The sequence below is a fragment of the Vibrio sp. 1F263 genome (assembly GCF_041439035.1).
Taxonomy (GTDB): Bacteria; Pseudomonadota; Gammaproteobacteria; order Enterobacterales; family Vibrionaceae; genus Vibrio; species Vibrio tasmaniensis_A.
The window spans coordinates 1-19,391 of record NZ_JBGONI010000022.1; the positions used below are offsets into that span (position 1 = coordinate 1).

Consider the following 19,391-nt stretch of genomic DNA (forward strand, 5'->3'; position numbering starts at 1 on the left):
ATCTCGTATCTCGTATCTCGTATCTCGTATCTCGTATCTCGTATCTCGTATCTCTTTTGTTCAGCGCACAAAAAAGAGCACCGAAGCGCCCTTAAGTATTTTAAATCAATTATTAATCACTGGTTATTACAACCAAATAGCTTCGAGTGAATCAACGAGACCGCTTGTTGCGCCTTGTGACTCTAGCCCTTGAATAATGATTGGTGCAAACGCCGCAACCATTGATGAATCCATACCTAATCCTGAAAATGCATTTTCAACAGATGTTTTTGAGTCCAATACTGACGTTAAACCGGTAGAATCAAGCGTCGACATTCCAGGGAAAAGCATTTCGAGCTCTTGGTTGTCAAAGTTATCAAGGGTATTTTGGGCAAGAGCTAGCATGGAGCCTACTCCACCTATAGCTTGCTCATTTGTTACAGATGCTTTGTCACTTAGGGAATTAGCAAGGGTGCTCGTAAATGGTGTTGCTTCATTTTTTTGAGACCACATGTCTACAGCGGCCATAAGGGCTGTTTGTGATAGTTGGGAATAGTTAATATCAGAAGTTGAGCTAACTTGTTCTGACTCGCTAGTACTAGCGCAAGATACCACAGCAAGGCTGCTTAAAACGGTGATGAGTACTTTCTTCATTATTCGTCCTTAAGTAATAAAGTAATTTACTCTTTCACTATAAACGAAAAACGGCGATGTAGTCACATCGCCGTTGAGCTAATTCAGTCTAATTTACCTATAGTTTTTTGTTTTACTAAAGGTTTTTATAGAAATTAAAGAATTGCTAGAAGTTCTACTTCGAATACTAGAGCAGCAAATGGTGGGATTGCAGCACCTGCGCCACGCTCACCGTATGCTAGATCTTGAGGGATGTATAGCTTCCACTTAGAGCCAACAGGCATCATTTGTAGAGCTTGTACCCAACCTTGAATTACGCCAGTTACTGGGAATTCAGCAGGTTGACCGCGAGATACAGAGCTATCGAAAACTGTACCGTCAGTTAGTTCGCCGTGGTAGTGAACGCGCACTTGCTTGTCTGCAGTTGGGATTTCGCCAGTACCTTCAGTTAGTACTTCGTACTGAAGACCAGACTCAAGAACTGTAACTTCTGAACGAAGAGCGTTGTCAGCTAGGAAAGCTTCGCCGTCAGCAGCAGCAGCTTTAGCTAGTTCTTGACGTGCAGCTTCACCACGAGTGTGTAGCTCTTGTAGTGCGTTGTTGATTTCGTCAACTTCGATAGCTGGCATGTCGCCAACTAGAGCTGTTGCGATACCAGCAGCGATTGCATCAACGTTTAGGCCTTCAAGACCAGAACCAGCAAGTTGTTGGCCCATTTGTAGACCGATACCGTAGCTAGCTTTTTGCTCTACAGTTTCAAATTTTACTTCAGACATGAAAAGTCACTCTTTTTGTCAGTACTAAAAGGGTAAGAATACCAGTATTAGCAGCCTGAATAAACGGCTAGCCTCTGATCACTTACGCTTTACCGTGTCCAAATCACAGCTATGTCAATTTTCTTGCTTTGCTCTCTGTTGTCGCGGAAAGATCTATACTGTTGGTACTTTGGTTTTTATACTGTAGTTATTCAATGTATAGGACGCAGTGGCATGAATCGTCGTCAAAAGAAAAAACAGAAAGTAGACCACTTAGCAGAGTTCAAGGACCGACTGAATCAGGTCAAAGAGAAACTAAGCTCGATCGATCTAAAGAAAATGAAAACCTCAACAGTGCAAACTTGGGGATCATTGCCGAAATTACACCAGAAATTATTGATGGTGATTTCGCCGATCATATTAATCTTATTGTTTGCACCGCTACCAGAGCCTAAAGTAGACAACGCACCAGCAACATCTCGTGTTGAGCTTGAGATAAATACTGTTGGCTTAAGCGAGCAGAAAAATGCTAAAAGTAATTCTTCTGAGCCAACCAGTTGGCAAGAGTATCTTGTTAAGCAAGGGGATACGTTAGCGCAGGTTTTTCGAAATAACGACTTACCGTTGTCTGACTTGAACGCGCTAGTGCGTATTGAAGGGGCAGACAAACCACTTAGTCAGATTCGTAAAGGCCAGCTAGTTCGATTCAAACTCGCCGAGACCGGGAAACTAGACATTCTTCAGCTAGAAAAAGGCAACACTTCGGTGATGTTTTTCCGATTGTCAGACGGTGGCTTTGGCCGTAGTAAGTAGCTCAATTCTGAGCCTGCGTTTAAGCGTTTTGTCAGATACAGATAGTCGATAGAAAAGAGCTAATGATTAGCTCTTTTTTTTGGTCGCTTGAAAGGTGCAAGCGGTAAGATGATGAGCATAATTCCGATAAAGGTTAACGTATCTGGAATCTCATCAAACCATATCGCGCCTATTATGGCGACAAACACTAAGCCTGAGTATTCAGCCAAGGCAATTTGACTAGAGTGTGCTTTTTGGTAGGCAGCGACCGCAAGTCCGTTGTAGCTTAAGATTAGCGTCGCACTTAATGCTATGTATCCCAAATGCTCCACAGACACCGGCTGCCAGTATAAGAAGCACAGTACTAATGAGGCTGGAATAGAGCATAAGGTTGTCCACCACAGCGTAGTGACCACCGTTTGCTCACTAGGAAGCTTTCTTACCAATACATTGAATAGTGCGAGGGTGAGTGCTGTACCCAAAGCAAACAGTGCTGCCCAATGAAATTGTGATGGCCTCAAGACAATCAATGCACCAATAAAACCGATAGTGGTGGCGATAACCTTGCCAAGTGCCGGTTGCTCTTTCAGTAGAAACATAGAGAGAGGTAACATCAACAGGGGCGCGACGTAAAATACTGCGTTGGCGGTAGCCAAAGAAAGGTGGGTGATCGCGACGACCATACATCCGCTGCCGATTAGGATCAGTTGTCCTCGAATAAAGGTCACTTTAGCTTGTTGTAAGCGTCGTTGTTCTTTTTTCTGTTGTAGCCACAAAGGGGTGATGATGAGCAGAGATATCAACTGTCGGAAAAAAATATACTGAAGAGGCGGTACTTCGCCATTCAACAGTTTTACCGCTACGTCGGAAAGCGAGGCAAACAAGTTACCTGCAACCAACAATAGAATACCGACAGTGATATTCGTCATTACTTTTCAAATCTCATGTCTACATGCGGAATATCGTCTTCCAGATACATCTCAGAGATAGTTTCGAACCCGTGATTCGCATAGAAGTTTTCTAGGTGTTGTTGCGCGCCAATATCGATGGTCTTGCTCGGCCAAAGAGTCTCACAGCGTGTTAACGCTTCTTTGATCAATTGATGACCCAAGCCATCACCTCTTGCTGATTGCTTGGTCGCTACTCGGCCGATGCTGGTATTGTCGTAAGAAGTACCTGGTGGTAACAAACGGGCACACGCCACTAGCTCTGCATCAGCATAGCCAAGCAAGTGTTCAACACCTGCGAGTGTATCTTTACCATCGAGCTCTGGATAAGGGCAATTTTGCTCAACGACGAACACATCTACTCGTAATTTAAGTAGTTGATAAAGCTGTTGTGTTGAAAGTTCAGAGAAGGGAATTGAGTGCCAAGTGATCATGTTTACATCCAGAGGTTATCGATGCTCTGAATGTACTATGTGCGATGATGGTTGGCATTAACTATTGTTAATTCGACCTTTAATTCTGCTCAGACTGATCGCGGTTATTCCTAGGTAAGCGGCAATTTGATTGTCGTTCAAGCGCTGTTCAAGGTCGGGATAATGTTCGCAGAAAAGCTGATAGCGTTGCTCGGGAGTATAGAGCAGCATAAAGCGTTCTTTGTTTTCCTTATGCATCAGCTGAGTTTCTAATAACTTTAAATACAAAGGGTTGTTTGATGCGCGCCACTCGATAACCGCATTCATTGGTAGTTCTAACATAGTAATTGGTGTAAGCGTTTCTAATAGGTAAGGGGACGCTTGGTTTTTTATCAAACTCTCAAAGCCGATGATCCAATCTTGTTCCCAGTAGAACTCTTTGCTGTATTGCTTACCGTCATTAGTGAGATAACAAGCGTGGCACAAGCCTTTAAGTACAAAGTAGATTGAACTCGCCATTTCACCTTGATTGATCAGGATGTGTCTGGTTGGTAGCTCAAGCGGTTTCGCGACAGCTAATAGAGATTCAATCTGACTTTCAGAGAAGTCGAAGCTTTGTAGTTGTTCGATAAAAGAGGTGTGCATGTAAATAACCTAACCCAAATAAGTGTCGAAATCATCGCACTTATTTGAGTATAGGTACAGAGCGGGCTAAATCAGCGTCGAGCGTGCTGTTCTAGATAATCTTGAGCGAGCTCTCTGCCCATGTATTTACCTAGAGTTTTCAATGGTACTTTCTTAAGGTTAACCACAATCAAGCCATCCAGAGCATCATTAAATGATGGGTCGACGTTAAAGCACACCAACTTACCGTCCATCCCTAGATACTGGCGCAGTAGTACTGGGAGGCCTTTTCCTTGCTCCATACGTGCTAACACTTTAGAGAGCAGAGGAACACTCGCCAGTGACGATAACAGGTGATTCTGCCAGAACACATGATTACTGGTATTGAGTGGTGAAGAAGGAGAAACTAGATTCGCCTTTTCCTCATCATAATGGTGAATTGATAAGGTGGTCGCGATCAACAGGCGAGCATTGTGGCTGTAATCATTACTGATACTGACTGGGCCGAATAGGTGAGTGTATTGAGGATGACGATACACGAAGGCCGCGATGCCTTTCCACAATAGTAACAGTGAGTTAAGGCTCTTTTGATAAGGTTTGCTCACCACAGAACGCCCAAGTTCAATACTATTATCAAGGGTATCAATGAACTCTTGATTGTAGTTAAACAGACTTCGAGAGTAGAGTTGATCAAGCCCGTGCTCAGCGATCAACTTGTCGACCATACCAAGTCGGTACGCCCCAACCAGTTCAGCCTTAGCTTTGTTCCACACAAACAGTTGATGGTAGTAAAGGTCATACTCATCTAAATCACAGGCAAGCCCGCTGCCTTCGCCAACCTCTCGAAAGCTCTCTTCTCTGACTCGACCAATCTCACGCATTAAATTGGGGATCGACTGGCTCGGTGTGCAATACACCTCAAAATCGCCCTGTTCAAGTAATCTCATTTCTTGAGGAAGTGACGCGACTTCTATAGAGAGTGCTTCTGATGGAATAGGAGCAATAACCTGAGTGTCAAAAGAGGGTGCATGGATTGGCGTGCTAGGGCTATCTTGTTGACTCATCAGATAGGTATTGAGTCGCAGATAGTTGACGATATCCATCTCTTGTTCAAACGATTTTATCTCTGAATATGGGATCGAAGAGCCAATAGAGATAGAGATGGTAGTCGCTCGTTTATTAAGAAGTTCACGACCAAGTAAAGCAGTTCGTAACAGTGGATGAACTCGTCCGGCTTGGTAGAAAAGCTCGCTGTTTTTACCATTGATAAAGATAGGCACTGTGGTGGCTTGGTGACGCTTAACAAACTTGGCAACCGATTTGCTCCATTCGATGTCTGTTAGTGTTTTTGCCCCTTTACGGTAACTCGATACTTCGCCAGCAGGGAACACAATCAACAATCCACCGTCTGCCAAATGACGATTGGCATCTCGAATCGCTTTAGCGTTGGTGCGTTTCGATTCTTTACTATTAAAGACATCGACTCCGATGAAAAGATCATCCAGCTCAGGCAGGCGCTTAAGTAACTCATTGGCCAGCACCTTCACATCCTTCCTTACCGATCCTACGAGATCAGCAAGGATCACGCCTTCAATCGCGCCAAGCGGGTGGTTAGCCACAATGACTACTGGCCCTTGTTCGGGAATATTATCAGTGGCGCCTGCTGAAACGGAATAGTCGATATTCAATGCTGACAAGGTGTGATGCATGAATTCAAAGCTAGATAACTCATCAGGTCTATCTTGATAGAGCTTATCTAGCTTAGATAGCCCAGTTGCCCACTCGACAACAGACTCACCTAAACCAAAAGGCGTGTAACGTGGTAAACGAAAAGGACTATCAATCATAATGAAGCTACCTTATTGACTAAAGTTGTTTAGGAAACCGTCTTGATTCTTGAAATCTTTTACACTTAAAAATGCACCGCAAAGCCATACTAGGCATGCCATGCCAAACAGTAATCCGCCGTCATAACCGACAATGTCACCCGCTGCGTTAAACTCAGGCATTTGAATACCGAGCGGCGTAAACAGATGGAAAAATATCGCGCCACTCATAATCCCCACACTCATGATGGCACCTAGGCCATGCCAACGAGTAAACAGCAAAATGGCCGCAATCAATTCAGCGAACCCAATCAAGTAGCCGCCAAATGAACCGAACCAACTTAAGCCAGACCATGTCGCCAAGGTGCCAAAGATATGCTCAGTCTCGTATGAGCCTGTGAACTTAAAAAACAGCGACTGAACAAATACGAAAGCGATAAATGCCGCAGGAATATGTTTAGCTGGAGTGAATGTCATGGTTATTCCCTTATTTGATCAGTTGTGGCCAAACGGTGTCGGCTTTTTGAATATGCTGTGCTCGATCTTGTTCCCAACGCTGTTTAATCTCTTGGTCATAGTTGAGGTAAAGCTTGTTATCAACAATTGTCCATTGGTTCGGGTCACCGGGTGCAAAGTCACTTTTTGCTGAAACAGCCCAAGCGCAATAACCCCCATATTGAGGGGCATATTTTTCAGGATTATTAACAAATAAAGTCAGATTCTTTTCAGAAGAGAAATACCAGTCCGCGCCTTTGTACTCGGTGCTGAATTTTTTACTGCCTTCAATGGGCTTACCTGAAGTGAAATAAGCCACAGTGTCGTAGCCATCGAGCGCCTTGCTGCTAAAGAATCCGGTGTAGATTTCATCCGCGGCAAATACGTAAGGGCTAACAAGTAGCATGACCATGGTTAATAGTTTTCTCATGATGGACTCCATCTATAGATTGATTGCTGGTGATAAATCGAAGGTAAAACGCTGTTGATTTATCTGGCATGGTTTAATGGGTTCACAAGGCGAGCCGGGTGCATAAAACATCGAGGCTTGGCCATGTAGATTACGTAAGTGTGTAAAGCTCACCGTATGTGCGTCTTCACGATGCATACAGGTCGCTAAATGAGGCTGTTCGCTATGATGGTGAGAGTGAAATTGAAGTAAGTTCTGCTGATTCTTACCTGTTGTCATAAGCTGATCGTATTTTTCTTGTCGGTAGGCTTGCACTCGCTCTAAATCAACACCGGATGAGAACAGCGGAGAGTCGGTTTCGACTATTTTTTGTTGAATGCCATCCCACATATAGGCGATAACCAAGCCATGGTGTTGAGTTAAGTTCGGCGCGAAAGCTAGCAAGGTAAATGGGGCAAAAGAGTGCAGATCGAGCTTATGAAATGCTTCAGAGAGCTGACTGATATTACGACTCGATGATAGGTTCTTGAGTAACAAACCACGGCTGACTAAAAGTCCATCAGGTACGATGCCTTGATAGTTATTGAGTAGGCATAACGAAAGCCCGAACTCATTGATACTGATCCAGCTACCACCGCCGGTTGGGTCGAGTGGCATGATGATATCGACGCCGTTAACTCGATATTGTTTAGGTGGCATCGCCAGTGTCCGTGTCTTTTGTTCATCACGATTAAAGAAGACCTGATAGCCATTGTCTTCAAGCAGCCAAGATACTGAACACATGATTATTGCTCCCTCAAATAGCTGCTGGTGGTTGGGGCATAACCAAAGGTGTTGCATGTTTCGACATCAAGAAAGGTCGTGATCACCTTGATCATCGCGTAATGATGATTGGCATGCAGCGCGGCAAAGGTGACCTCTCTTTCTAGCGTAGAAGGCAGGCTGGCAAACACTTGTGTATCCATTGAAACTTCGGTTTGGATCATGATGGGCGCTTCGAGATCTCTGCGGTCTATTCGTTCAAGCCAGTTGATCACGTAATGGATCTCTTTCAACGCAATCGACCTGTCGAATTCGACGGGGTGACCACGACGACGAGTGTTGTAATCAACGGTCGCATTCTCTTTTAAAATCAAAGCGTGAAAAAGATCGAGCGTGTGACGGGTATGCTCACCAATAGAACTTGTGACGTGCGGCTTTGCTCGTGTCAGATAGTCGCTGTCAGATATCGCTAACAAAAACTCTAAACCCTGATTCAATATCTCTACCGCTCCCTTGATACTAGGAGAGAAAGAAGTTGGGCGCTCGGTTGGGCTATGGGGTTCATTCATGATCCTCGTACAAAGTTAATCGGTGGTCGGATATTGTTGAACAAGACGTCGCTCTTCTTGCCACGCGTTATATAAGCTCTTAAAAGAAGGAGGCTGGTGGCCTCGCTGTTTTTGCTGAGCGCCAATATCAAAAAGAATGCGGTATTGCAGGAGTAGCGTAGAAAATATCTCTCGCAATGGTGTGTTGCGATCCCAGATATGCCCAGCCTCACTGCTTGCGCCATTGACCTCAAGGATAGTGAAATCCTCGCCGTTCATTAGGCTGTGCATGTCCTTGAATTTGACGTCGAGTCGACCAAAGTGGAAGCCATCGAAGTCGTCGAATATTTCGTCTAAGCGTTCGGTTAAAGCCTGAGTAATGTATTGATTGCCATCGCGGAAGATGCAGCCACGGCTATGGCTACCTGCGAACGCGAGTTGGAACTCTTCGCCCTCTGCGAGCACTTGATCCAATTTATCTTCATGCCTTGGTAGATACAGGTGGCTGAGTTGCCCAGCACGCGGGCTATTTTCAATTAACTGCTTGAGTGTCGACTTGCCATCACCCATCACCATTGGTGAATATTTGAGTGTGATCGAGATGATCTCACCTTGCTTTTTGTTTGGGTAACGAACATAGAAAACCCCCGCTTCAGCTTGATAAGGCGCCTTTTCTTGCAATAGAAAGCGAGCACCATTTGGGAAAAATTCAACATACTGTTCAAGTTGATCTTGTGTGTTGATCAGCTTAACGCCAACACCTCGACAGCCAAGATCCGGTTTAGCCACAATCGGGAAATCGAGATCCGATTGTATGAGTGCACTGCGTGCATCTTCAGCTTGTTTCTTACTGCTAAGATCCGTTTTGGTTAGGGTGATAAACGGAGAGATCCAGCGCTGACTCGATGATCCGGCAAGGCTCAGTATTTCGTGTTTTGATTCGCCTACCATGCCGCTTAACTTGATGCTCGGGTTGGCGATGAGCGGCAGCGCCCAGTCAAAGTGCCGTAACCCTTGCATCAGGCTTTGAATCACCACTGGCGTGTAGAAGAACCAAGTTGGAAGAAACTCATAAGGAGAGACACTGCGCACGGTATCTTTTTCAAGCAAGGGCATGCCTGCATTGATTTGATGTGCTGGAATGATGCGAATATCTTGCGGTGAACTCATGATAATCCTCTAGAGTAGGTTCTATTCATTAATCGATTGCCGATAAACAACAAAGCGATGGCACACGGGATGATGATCCATTGATATTCAGAGGCTTGCAGCCACGCTGATGTCCCTAAATAGTAGATGGCAGAGAAGACAATGCCAGTCCAGATCGCAGTGGCACTAATAACGGCAAACAAGAAAGTAGGCAGTGGGATTGCGAAAAAGCCACTTAAGGTAAAACCGACGGTACGAAGCCCGGGAATAAAGCGGATAACAAAAAGGCTGCTGAAAGCGTTTTGACGTAATTTAGTGCGAAGTGCACGAAAGTATCGGTTGGTGAGGGCTTTGTAACGAACGCCTCGGAAATAACGTCCTGATTTACCTAGGTAATAGAGGCCGATATCTCCTGTGGCAATGCCGATGAAAATGGCAAGCAACGCATATTGAGGAAGCATGAGTCCTTGAGTTGCTAAACCTGCCGCTGTAACAATCGCCAGATCTTCAAGCAAGTAAGAAAGCGCGATAATGCCAAGCATCAGCCATAGCAGCGATTCCTCTCCCGTATTTAACCATGCTTGAATGCTCTCGACGGTGCTCATCAAATGTCCTTATCTATCCCATAGATGAATGGCTTAATGACCATTCATTGAGTGTAGTAAATTAAATAGACAGGAGGAGCGGAGAAAAACTTACAGGCGATTGCTGCTTTTTTATATTTGATTGATTTTATTGGCGGTTTGAGTCGCGCTGTTTGGGTATTGAATTAGCGGGCGTTTACGGTGAGAAAAGTAGGGCAGTGGATTTGGTTTATAAATAACAAAAGAAAAAGGCTGAGTCGTTAAACTCAGCCTTTCAGAACGTTAACTATGGATTACAAGGTAATCTATTTAGTTAGGTCAATCTGGTAAACAGCAAAACCAACATCGTCAGTCGCAACACGTTTCATCGGGTATTGCCCCTTTTCTTTGATGAACTCTGCCGCTTTGTCGCTTGGAGATGTTTCAAAGCGGATATCTAGCTTTTTATCCGTTTTGATTGGCGCAAATGACCAGTTGTTATCAGCCGTTGGGCTCACTTGACCTTGCTCTTTGCTCACTCGAGAGATGTAGTTTGCTAGAACAGTACGGTTCTCATCTGGTGCATCAAATGCGATGAAGTCTTCACCCGTACCTGGGAACTTATTGCTGTATGCTCGGTAGTTGTTGGTTGCGATCAGGAAGTCTTGCTTCACGTCGATTGGCTTACCTTGGTAAGTTAGACCTACGATACGCTCAGAGCCTTCATTAATAACTTTACAGTTACCATCGTATTTTGCTGGTTGTGTAACATCGATTTGGTACTCAACGCCATCGATGACATCAAAGTTGTAAGTGCGGAAGCCGTCCCATTCAACCAACTGCTGTGGTGCGGTCGAATTAACATCTATTTTTTGGAATTGACCAGCAGAACACTCAAGCCACTCTTTTACTTCGTGGCCTGTTACCTTCATTGCAACTAGCGTGTTCGGGTAAAGGTATAAGTCAGCCGCGTTACGGAATGTCAGTTGACCAGATTCAACTTCAGTGAAGTTCGCTGGGTCATTCTTACGGCCGCCTGCTTTGAATGGTGCAGCTGCTGAAAGTACAGGTGTGCCATCTAAGTCTGGATCACCTTGGATGAACTGCTCAACGTAATCTTTTTGCGCAAGGTTCACGATTTGAACAGTTGGATCGTCTTGTACTAGAGACAAGAAGCTGTACATCACATCGTCTGCTTTACCAATCGGTTGGTTAACAAACTCACGAGTACCTGCGTGGTCTTTTTCTAGTGCAGAAACGATGCCTTCATCAGCAGCAGCAAGAGATTTCTTTTCTACCTTGTCGTAGATTGGGCGTGCTTCTGATTGGCCTTTAACAACTTCCCACTTACCGTCTTTTTGTGCAAGTGTTAGATCCATAACACCAACGTGGCTACCCCAGCGGCCTGGCATTACAGCCGCAACGCCGTTCATTGTGCCCGTTTCGTTGTTGATGCCTTGAATGTCATCAAAACCTTTTCCTGGGAATACTGCGTGAGAGTGACCAAATGCGATTGCATCAATGCCGTCTACTTCAGATAGGTAGAACGTTGAGTTCTCTTCGCCATTTTTGTACGGGTCAGTTGATACGCCTGAGTGAGGGATAGCAACGATTACTTCAGCGCCTTCCGCTTTCATTTGAGGCACTAACTCGTTAGCTGTCTCAATGATATCGCGAGCGATCACTTTGCCTTCAAGGTTCTTCTTATCCCACGTCATGATTTGTGGTGGAACAAAACCGATGTAACCCACTTTTACTTCATGTTCTACGCCAGCAGTATCTTCAAAGGTGTGCGTCTTGATGATGTATGGCGTGAAGTAGTGTTCTTTGGTTTCTGCGTCGTAAACGTTAGCACTGATGTACGGGAAATCAGCGTCGTTAATAGATTCTTCTAGGAACTCAAGACCGTAGTTGAATTCGTGGTTACCTAGGTTTGCAGCGTCGTAGCTTAGTTGGTTCATTGCTTTATATGCAGGGTGAACTTCGCCAGCCTCGATGCCTTTGTCTGCCATGTAGTCACCCATTGGGCTACCTTGCAGCAAGTCACCGTTATCAACTAATACGCTGTTGGTTACTTCGCTTTGAGCTTCTTTTACTAGAGTTGCAGTACGTGCTAAGCCGATTTTTTTCGACGGCTTGTCTTTGTAGTAGTCGTAATCCATTAGGTTGGTATGGATATCCGTCGTTTCTACGACACGTAATTTAATCACTTCATCGGTATCTGGTGTTGTTGTGCAGCCTGCTAAAGTCAGACCAAGACCAGCAAGTACAGCCAATGACAAAGGTTTCATTGCAACTTTCATTTTGGAGCTCCAAAGTGGATTAGTAGAAAATTCGTTGCGTAATGTAACAAAATGGAATGAAACAATGATTACAACGAATGTTAATTCGTGACTTAGATCGATTACTTTATAGTGTTCTGCAAGGCGCCTCCCAAAGCTGCTCAATCGATGCGCAACTGATATCGATAATATTAGCCCATTCATTTCACCTATTTATCGATGAATCTCATCCCTTATCAGCTTTTCGAATAAAAAATGAAATTTTAGAATTTCCAGTAATATGAGAGGCTCGTCATAATGCCTATATCAAGGACGTATCAGGCAGATGAATAGCAAGGATAGCTCAAAACGAAGCTTCTGTTTTCTTCTAGTGCCAATACTCCCATTCACTTAAGTGGATGAGTTAAATCCCTTGCTTGGCAAGACCAAGTAATGAATTGCTCGTACTGCGAGCCTTAAAGGAAGCACTGAAATGGACCAAGAACGTTTAACCCACCTAAAACAGCTTGAAGCGGAAAGTATTCATATTATCCGTGAAGTTGCTGCTGAGTTTGATAACCCAGTGATGATGTACTCCATCGGTAAAGATTCTTCTGTGATGCTTCATTTAGCTCGCAAAGCGTTTTATCCAGGCAAGATTCCATTCCCACTATTGCATGTAGATACGGATTGGAAATTCCGCGAGATGATTGAGTTTCGTGATCGTACGGCTAAAAAGTACGGCTTCGACCTTTTAGTACATAAGAACCCAGAAGGTATTGAGATGGGGTGTAGCCCATTCGTACATGGCTCTTCTAAGCATACAGACATCATGAAAACTCAAGGCCTTAAGCAGGCGTTAAACAAGTACGGGTTCGATGCCGCTTTTGGTGGTGCGCGTCGTGATGAAGAAAAATCTCGAGCAAAAGAGCGTGTTTATTCTTTCCGCGATAAGAACCATACATGGGATCCAAAAAACCAGCGTCCAGAGCTTTGGCACACCTACAACGGTCAGGTTAATAAGGGCGAAAGCATTCGTGTCTTCCCACTATCTAACTGGACTGAGCTTGATATCTGGCAATACATCTACCTAGAGAGCATCGATATTGTTCCGCTTTACCTATCTGATAAACGTCCTGTGGTTGAGCGTGATGGCATGCTGATCATGGTTGATGATGACCGTATGGAACTGCAAGAAGGTGAAGTGATTGAAGAAAAAAGCGTTCGCTTCCGTACTTTGGGCTGTTACCCACTAACCGGAGCCGTTGAATCTGAGGCGAATACGCTAACAGGCATTATTGAAGAGATGCTGGTGGCGACGTCCAGTGAGCGTCAAGGTCGAGCGATTGACCATGATCAGTCGGGCTCTATGGAGCTGAAAAAGCGCCAAGGTTATTTCTAAGAATCTAAGGAAAGAAAAATGAATAGTGCAGTAGAAGCCGAATTGGCTGAACTAGGGATTGAAGGTTATCTAAGTCAGCATCAGCATAAATCTATGCTTAGATTTTTAACTTGTGGCTCGGTAGATGACGGTAAAAGTACCTTAATCGGTCGCTTGCTCCATGATACAAAACAGATTTATGAAGATCAGCTAGCAGCGGTTCACTCTGATAGCCAACGAGTGGGTACTACAGGTGAGAAACCTGACTTGGCATTGCTTGTTGATGGTTTACAGGCTGAGCGTGAGCAAGGCATCACGATCGATGTGGCTTATCGCTACTTCTCGACTCAAAAACGTAAATTCATTATTGCTGATACCCCAGGGCATGAGCAGTACACGCGTAATATGGCAACAGGCGCTTCAACGTGTGATCTGGCTGTGATCTTGATTGATGCTCGTAAGGGTGTACTGGATCAAACACGTCGTCACTCGTTTATTTCTAACCTGCTTGGTTTGAAGCATTTCATCGTCGCAGTCAACAAAATGGATCTCGTCGAGTACTCGCAAGATCGTTTTGAGGAGATTCGCGATCAGTACCTAGAGTTTGCTGAAAACCTAGAGGGCGAAACTAATATTCAGATTCTGCCAGTTTCCGCACTTGAAGGTATTAACGTTGCTGCGCCAAGCAAAGAGCTTGCATGGTTCGAAGGTCCGTCTCTATTAGAAGTGTTAGAGAACGTCGACATTGACCAAAAACGCTCTGCGGGCGAATTCCGTTTCCCTGTGCAGTATGTCAATCGTCCTAACTTAGATTTCCGTGGCTTTGCTGGCACCGTGGCTTCTGGTCGTGTCAGCGTGGGTGATGAAATCAAGGCGTTGCCTTCAGGTAAAACTTCTAAGGTGGCAAGCATTGTGACCTTTGATGGTGAACTTGAATCAGCACAAGCGGGTTTGGCGGTAACACTGACTCTTGAAGATGAAATTGATATCAGTCGTGGTGATTTGATTGTGCTGGAAAACGCGCAAATTGAATCTACTAACCATGTATTGGCTGACATCGTGTGGATGACAGAACAACCACTGCAACCGGGTAAAGCTTACGACATCAAGATCGCAGGCAAGAAAACCGTCGGTCAAGTTGAAACGGTTCGTCACCAATACGACATCAACAACCTATCGACTCACGCTGTCGATGAGTTGCCATTGAATGGCATTGGCTTGTGTGAATGGTCACTGAACGAGACTATCGCGCTAGATAAATACCGTGAGAGTGCCGATACCGGTGGCTTCATCGTTATCGACCGACTAACCAACGTGACGGTTGGTGCGGGTTTGATTCGAGACCGTTTGGACTCTGTTGAACAGCAAGTCGGTAACTTCTCTGCATTTGAACTTGAGTTCAACGCATTGGTTCGCAAACATTTCCCTCATTGGGATGCCAAAGATCTAAGCCAACTACTGAAGTCATAAACGACCAAGTAACAGCTTATTGAATCAGGCGGAAACCCATCGTTTCCGCCATAAAGGACGGGTATATGTGGCAACAAGGATTTGTATTAGCGATTTTGCTCGGCATCATTACTTGCCTGCTCGTTACCCGTATTAAGCCAAGCTTTATCTTTGCTGGCGCGGCGTTTATTGCTTTCATGGCTGGCATGATCGACTTGTCGAGCCTAGCCAATAATTTCACTAACTCCTCGTTACTGACTTTAATTCTTCTGATCCTCGCATCAAGTGCGTTGGAGAAAACTCGCTTAATCAGCTGGGTTAGCCGCAATATCTCTGAAGGTAGGCTAGGTACCGTGGTTGCGAAGTTGGGTATTTCCACAGCGCTACTTTCTTCTTTTACTAATAACACAGCGGTGGTTGTCTCTTTGATCGGAGCGATCAAACGCAATCAACAGCACGCGCCATCTAAGTTACTTATCCCTTTGTCATACGCTGCCATTTTAGGCGGAACCCTCACATTGATCGGCACTTCAACCAATTTGATCATCAATAGTTTTGTTGAAGATGCTGGACTGCCAAGCTTAAACTTTTTCACTCCAACCTTGATCGGTTTAGCGGTCTTGGTGGGTGGTGTTTTGATTCTTATCCCTCTGAGTTACTTCTTACCAAGCTACGATGATGGGTCGCAGGACGATCTGCCTTACTTTCTAGAGGCGCGAGTTGAACCTGGCTCACCGTTAGTTGGCCGCAGTGTTAGCGAAAATAATCTCAGAGCTTTGAGAAAATTGTTCTTAGCCGAAGTGATTCGCGACGGTAAGACCACGGCTTCGATTGACCCTGATTTTATTCTTCAAGCTCGTGACCGGTTGCTGTTTTGTGGCGACGTTGAAAGCGTAGCGACACTACAAGAAATTCAAGGGTTGACCCTGTTTGGCCAGCATCACCTTAACGGCCAGAGCTTTGTTGAAGTGGTGGTGAGTTCGTCGGCAAGCTTCTGTAATAAAACCCTCAAAACAAGCCAGTTTAGAGACCGTTTCGATGCAGTTGTAGTTGCTATTCGTCGTGGCCATGAGCGCCTTGAAGGTGGGCTAGGGAATATCACATTGACCGCTGGTGATACCTTGATTTTGGTTCCCGGTAAACGCTTTGAAGAACAGCGCCAGCAACACAACAAAGAGTTTGTGTTGATGAATGACTTGGACTCGAGTGCCAAGCTTGATGCCGATAAATCGACGTTTGTATTGCTCGGTTTTGCCAGTGTGATTGGTCTAGCCCTTGCTGAAGTCGTGCCGATTATCAAAGGGCTGGCTGGTTTCTTACTGTTGCTGGTGGCCTTTGGGGTGGTGCAACTGGGTGAACTCCGTCGCCGTTTTCCGGTTGATATTGTGGTGATCGTTGGCTCCGCTCTGTCTATTGCTCAACTGATGATTTCATCTGGGCTGTCTGAGCGTATGGGGCTGATGTTTATGGAAGCCTTTAATGGCTGGGGCGTGTTTGGTGCGTTAGTCGCGACCTATTTTATGACCTTGGTTCTAACAGAACTGGTTACCAATAATGCGGCCGCAGCACTCTCTTTCCCAATCGGCTATAGCATGGCTATCGGCTATGGCGTTGACCCTATGCCATTCATTATGGCGGTTCTATTTGGTGCCAGTGCCAGTTTTATTTCGCCATACGGCTACCAAACTAATTTACTTGTTTATAGCGTAGGTAATTACCATCTCACGGATTATCTACGTATCGGCATCCCAATCTCGATTGTCTATTCGGGCTTGGTGCTGACCCTGATTCCTTACTTTTTCCCATTTTAATGCTGTTTATTTAAAGGACTAATTATGACCGCAGTACTCAAACCAAAAGATGAGAATGTTGTGTGGCATCAACATTCGATTGATAAAACATTTCGTGCGGATCTGAAATCACAGAAACCAGCTGTGCTCTGGTTCACTGGATTATCTGGTTCTGGGAAATCAACAGTTGCTGGAGCATTAGAAAACCGCTTAGCCCAACTTGGTTACCATACTTACTTATTGGATGGCGACAATGTCCGTCATGGGTTATGTAGCGACCTTGGCTTCTCAGAGCAAGACCGTCGAGAGAATATTCGTCGTATTGGTGAGCTCGCTAAATTGATGGCGGATGCGGGTTTGATCGTGTTGTCAGCGTTTATCTCTCCACATCAAGCGGAGAGACAGTTGGTACGTGATTTATTACCGGAAGGGGAGTTTCTTGAGGTGTTTGTGAACACACCACTTGAGGTGTGTGAGCAGCGTGACCCGAAAGGCCTGTATAAGAAAGCACGAGCGGGAGAAATCCCGAACTTTACTGGTATTAGTTCAGTGTACGAAGCGCCTAAGCATCCTGAGATAGATCTTCCTGCGGGCGAAAAGACACTCGATGAACTGGTCGAATTGTGTATTGATGCTTTAGAGAAGCGTAATATTTTATCCAATTGAGATCGCTGGTATGACTAAGGCTACTCTCCTGTTTATCTGCTTAATTCACTACGGATAAATAGTGCAGCCTTGGTTTTCCGAGACAAGAACCCTATCCTCTAGATTCTCTTCACTCTTATCAATACTCTTCACAGCGTACACCGTCTATTTTTTACAGTATCGATTGTCTAGACGGTGTAGTTCACACTGCTTTTAACTTCTGTTTGAACCATAAACTTTTGGCTCAATAGCGCAATCAGTTGGTCGTAATACTGCGTGTTAGGCTTGTTGCCAAGTAAGTTGCACAGCTCATTGCCTGTTGGACTGAATCGGTAGTAAATCAGCTTCACCCCTTTTGATAATGGTGCCAGTGACATGCCCTTACCTTGATAAGTTAAGTGCAGAGCTGGATCGAAATCAATCTCTCCAGATTCTAGTTCTGTGCCCAGAATAATCCCGAGTTCAATCAAGTGGAGCAAGCTAGAATAGGGAAGGTTGTGTCCACCAAGATTGATGGTGTTGGTGGTGTCCCTTTTACCAAAGCTGAAGATTCCAGCATGGGATTTAAAGCCGAGTAACAGTTTTCTGCTGTTATCACTACCAAAGCTACAACCAAGTGACGCGGCTCTTTGCAGGGTGAGCGCTTCTTTTGGTGTCATGTCTTTTAAGATCTGCAGCGCTTTCATCGAAGTCGAGCCTGGGTTGGTGACTTCTCGTTTCAGTACTTGAGCCCATAGCCTCTGCATCGATGTATTGTGGATCTCTTGTGCCATATCGAAGAAACGGTATAGCCAGTCCTGATCAGGGTCTCCAGCCGCTTCATCTTTACATGAAGAGTGTGCCAACTTTAGAATCTGTTCTAGGTTCTTTTGGCGAAGTTCTCTACGTTTTTTCTCTCGTAATAGTGCCCGTTCGATAAGCGTACTCTCAGCTTTATCGTTTGGCTTTGCACTATGACTAATTAAGGAATCTAGGCCGAAGCTTTGTGCGATGTGCCGCATTTTGCTTGCACTGTCGGCAATATGAGGCTTTTTCTCATGCTTGTGCTGTGTATCGCTAGCATGCTCAATGATCACTGGCTGTTTGGTTTCTGACATAAGAGTACCCTAAGGAAACGACTTAACTGTCTAAAATGTAACTCTTTATCTTATTGGTGGCTAGATTTTGCGTGCAGAGTTGAAGGTTTCAACAAAATTTTACTTTTGCTAATGATAATAAAATGTTAAATTTGTTGTAATTCTCAAGGAGGAGTTATGAATCAAGTCAATGATAACAAGCTGAAGAAACAGCTTAGTATAGGGTTATTACTCGCTACTTATGTCGCTGTTCTAGCGTACTTATCTAATTACATCGCATAATTTAGAATAAAATCATCGTTATTAAACTGTTATTGAATGATCTCACTCGTTCAGTGACGGCAGCTCATCCTTGAGCCACCCTTCTAATGACTACATGTCGTCATATTCTTCAATCGCAGTACCTTCAATAAGATAACCGGTTTGAGCTAAGTCGTGGCTTATTGACTCGGTTTTTAGTGTACCTACTAAATAAATCACATCCCATAGCTGCTGTATTGGTGCACCTTTAGGGAACTTCACGTAGATGATTTGGTTCGGCGGCGGTGGCGGTACGTGGATACATGCGCCAAAGTACGGTACTAAGAGAAACTCAGTGATCATGTTCTCATCGCCTTCCAATGGAATCACAAAGCCAGGAATCTTGACTGTGCTGCCATTCAGCTCTGGGCGAACAGCGCCAAGTGTCGATTGTTGAGGTTTGTCCATACTGTCGTGGTTAACCATAGGCATACCAAATGAGTCGAGTTGTGCTCGCTCTGACTCTGGAATCAAGTCAATCCAATCGAGTGTTAATACCGATTCGTCAGTCTGAGTGGTTTCAGCGTGAGCTGTGCTGATAAATGGGAACATAAGTAACCCAAGTATCAGTAGGAATTTGCGTTGCATCGTAGG

The 19,391-nt window shown here is 44.8% G+C and carries 20 protein-coding genes; 5 read left to right on the forward strand and 15 right to left on the reverse strand.

The window, feature by feature from the left end; all coding sequences use genetic code 11:
* Nucleotides 1–126 precede the first annotated feature (126 nt).
* Together ACED25_RS14410 and ACED25_RS14415 are read right to left on the reverse strand one after the other, a co-directional pair.
* On the reverse strand, nucleotides 127–633 hold the full coding sequence (locus ACED25_RS14410) for a DUF2780 domain-containing protein (protein ID WP_371695518.1): 507 nt from the start codon (nucleotides 631–633) through the stop codon (nucleotides 127–129).
* A gap of 134 nt (nucleotides 634–767) precedes the next feature.
* Entirely contained in the window at nucleotides 768–1,388 is a 621-nt protein-coding gene (locus ACED25_RS14415) for an FKBP-type peptidyl-prolyl cis-trans isomerase (protein ID WP_008220519.1), read from the reverse strand.
* 213 nt (nucleotides 1,389–1,601) lie between these two features.
* On the opposite strand from ACED25_RS14415, the gene ACED25_RS14420 reads away from it, so the two are divergent.
* Entirely contained in the window at nucleotides 1,602–2,180 is a 579-nt protein-coding gene (locus ACED25_RS14420; RefSeq protein ID WP_029225384.1) for a LysM-like peptidoglycan-binding domain-containing protein, read from the forward strand.
* Between the two features lie 59 nt (nucleotides 2,181–2,239).
* Here ACED25_RS14420 and ACED25_RS14425 read toward each other — a convergent pair whose 3' ends face one another.
* The 11 genes from ACED25_RS14425 to ACED25_RS14475 all read right to left on the reverse strand — a co-directional run bounded on the left by ACED25_RS14425 (nucleotide 2,240) and on the right by ACED25_RS14475 (nucleotide 12,198).
* Entirely contained in the window at nucleotides 2,240–3,088 is an 849-nt protein-coding gene (locus ACED25_RS14425) for a DMT family transporter (protein ID WP_017096572.1), read from the reverse strand.
* Complete coding sequence (locus ACED25_RS14430) at nucleotides 3,088–3,540, reverse strand: GNAT family N-acetyltransferase (RefSeq protein WP_004735261.1); 453 nt, start codon at nucleotides 3,538–3,540, stop codon at nucleotides 3,088–3,090. Before ACED25_RS14430 ends, ACED25_RS14425 begins: the two co-directional genes overlap by 1 nt.
* Nucleotides 3,541–3,597: 57 nt before the next feature.
* Entirely contained in the window at nucleotides 3,598–4,164 is a 567-nt protein-coding gene (locus ACED25_RS14435) for a Crp/Fnr family transcriptional regulator (protein WP_371695520.1), read from the reverse strand.
* Between the two features lie 71 nt (nucleotides 4,165–4,235).
* The gene (locus tag ACED25_RS14440; protein WP_017100015.1) at nucleotides 4,236–5,990 is read right to left on the reverse strand and encodes a lysophospholipid acyltransferase family protein; all 1,755 of its coding nucleotides are present in this window, start codon (nucleotides 5,988–5,990) and stop codon (nucleotides 4,236–4,238) included.
* A 12-nt stretch (nucleotides 5,991–6,002) separates the two neighbouring features.
* A complete protein-coding gene (locus ACED25_RS14445) occupies nucleotides 6,003–6,446 on the reverse strand; it encodes a hypothetical protein (protein WP_371695521.1) in 444 nt (147 codons plus the stop codon).
* A gap of 10 nt (nucleotides 6,447–6,456) precedes the next feature.
* Complete coding sequence (locus tag ACED25_RS14450) at nucleotides 6,457–6,894, reverse strand: YHS domain-containing (seleno)protein (RefSeq protein ID WP_004735265.1); 438 nt, start codon at nucleotides 6,892–6,894, stop codon at nucleotides 6,457–6,459.
* Nucleotides 6,895–6,906: 12 nt separating this feature from the next.
* Entirely contained in the window at nucleotides 6,907–7,656 is a 750-nt protein-coding gene (locus ACED25_RS14455) for an NRDE family protein (protein WP_371695522.1), read from the reverse strand.
* A gap of 2 nt (nucleotides 7,657–7,658) precedes the next feature.
* Nucleotides 7,659–8,132: a hypothetical protein gene (locus ACED25_RS14460; protein ID WP_371695549.1), complete on the reverse strand. Its 474-nt coding sequence runs from the start codon at nucleotides 8,130–8,132 to the stop codon at nucleotides 7,659–7,661.
* Nucleotides 8,133–8,219: 87 nt separating this feature from the next.
* Nucleotides 8,220–9,353 carry an ATP-grasp domain-containing protein gene (locus tag ACED25_RS14465; RefSeq protein ID WP_102257873.1) on the reverse strand — a complete coding sequence of 378 codons (1,134 nt, stop codon included), beginning with the start codon at nucleotides 9,351–9,353 and terminating at the stop codon, nucleotides 8,220–8,222.
* The gene (locus tag ACED25_RS14470) at nucleotides 9,350–9,937 is read right to left on the reverse strand and encodes a DedA family protein (protein ID WP_102257872.1); all 588 of its coding nucleotides are present in this window, start codon (nucleotides 9,935–9,937) and stop codon (nucleotides 9,350–9,352) included. The genes ACED25_RS14465 and ACED25_RS14470 overlap by 4 nt, the downstream gene beginning before the upstream one ends.
* Nucleotides 9,938–10,221: 284 nt before the next feature.
* Nucleotides 10,222–12,198: a bifunctional 2',3'-cyclic-nucleotide 2'-phosphodiesterase/3'-nucleotidase gene (locus ACED25_RS14475; protein ID WP_102257871.1), complete on the reverse strand. Its 1,977-nt coding sequence runs from the start codon at nucleotides 12,196–12,198 to the stop codon at nucleotides 10,222–10,224.
* Nucleotides 12,199–12,613: 415 nt separating this feature from the next.
* Here ACED25_RS14475 and cysD point away from each other — a divergent pair, with 415 nt between their 5' ends.
* The 4 genes from cysD (at nucleotide 12,614) to cysC (ending at nucleotide 17,442) form a co-directional block, all read left to right on the forward strand.
* Complete coding sequence (gene cysD / locus ACED25_RS14480; RefSeq protein ID WP_226974827.1) at nucleotides 12,614–13,558, forward strand: sulfate adenylyltransferase subunit CysD; 945 nt, start codon at nucleotides 12,614–12,616, stop codon at nucleotides 13,556–13,558.
* A gap of 18 nt (nucleotides 13,559–13,576) precedes the next feature.
* Nucleotides 13,577–15,007 (forward strand): sulfate adenylyltransferase subunit CysN, encoded by a 1,431-nt coding sequence (cysN, locus tag ACED25_RS14485; RefSeq protein WP_371695523.1) that lies wholly within the window; start codon nucleotides 13,577–13,579, stop codon nucleotides 15,005–15,007.
* 65 nt (nucleotides 15,008–15,072) lie between these two features.
* Nucleotides 15,073–16,797, forward strand: coding sequence for an SLC13 family permease (locus ACED25_RS14490; RefSeq protein WP_009847766.1), 1,725 nt, complete (start codon nucleotides 15,073–15,075; stop codon nucleotides 16,795–16,797).
* A gap of 24 nt (nucleotides 16,798–16,821) precedes the next feature.
* Nucleotides 16,822–17,442 (forward strand): adenylyl-sulfate kinase, encoded by a 621-nt coding sequence (cysC, locus tag ACED25_RS14495; RefSeq protein WP_135382118.1) that lies wholly within the window; start codon nucleotides 16,822–16,824, stop codon nucleotides 17,440–17,442.
* A 167-nt stretch (nucleotides 17,443–17,609) separates the two neighbouring features.
* On the opposite strand, the gene ACED25_RS14500 is transcribed toward cysC, so the two are convergent.
* Nucleotides 17,610–18,518, reverse strand: a complete 909-nt coding sequence (locus ACED25_RS14500) for a TIGR03899 family protein (RefSeq protein ID WP_371695524.1) — start codon at nucleotides 18,516–18,518, stop codon at nucleotides 17,610–17,612.
* Nucleotides 18,519–18,869: 351 nt separating this feature from the next.
* On the reverse strand, nucleotides 18,870–19,385 hold the full coding sequence (locus ACED25_RS14505) for a DUF3299 domain-containing protein (protein ID WP_004735277.1): 516 nt from the start codon (nucleotides 19,383–19,385) through the stop codon (nucleotides 18,870–18,872).
* Nucleotides 19,386–19,391: the final 6 nt, after the last annotated feature.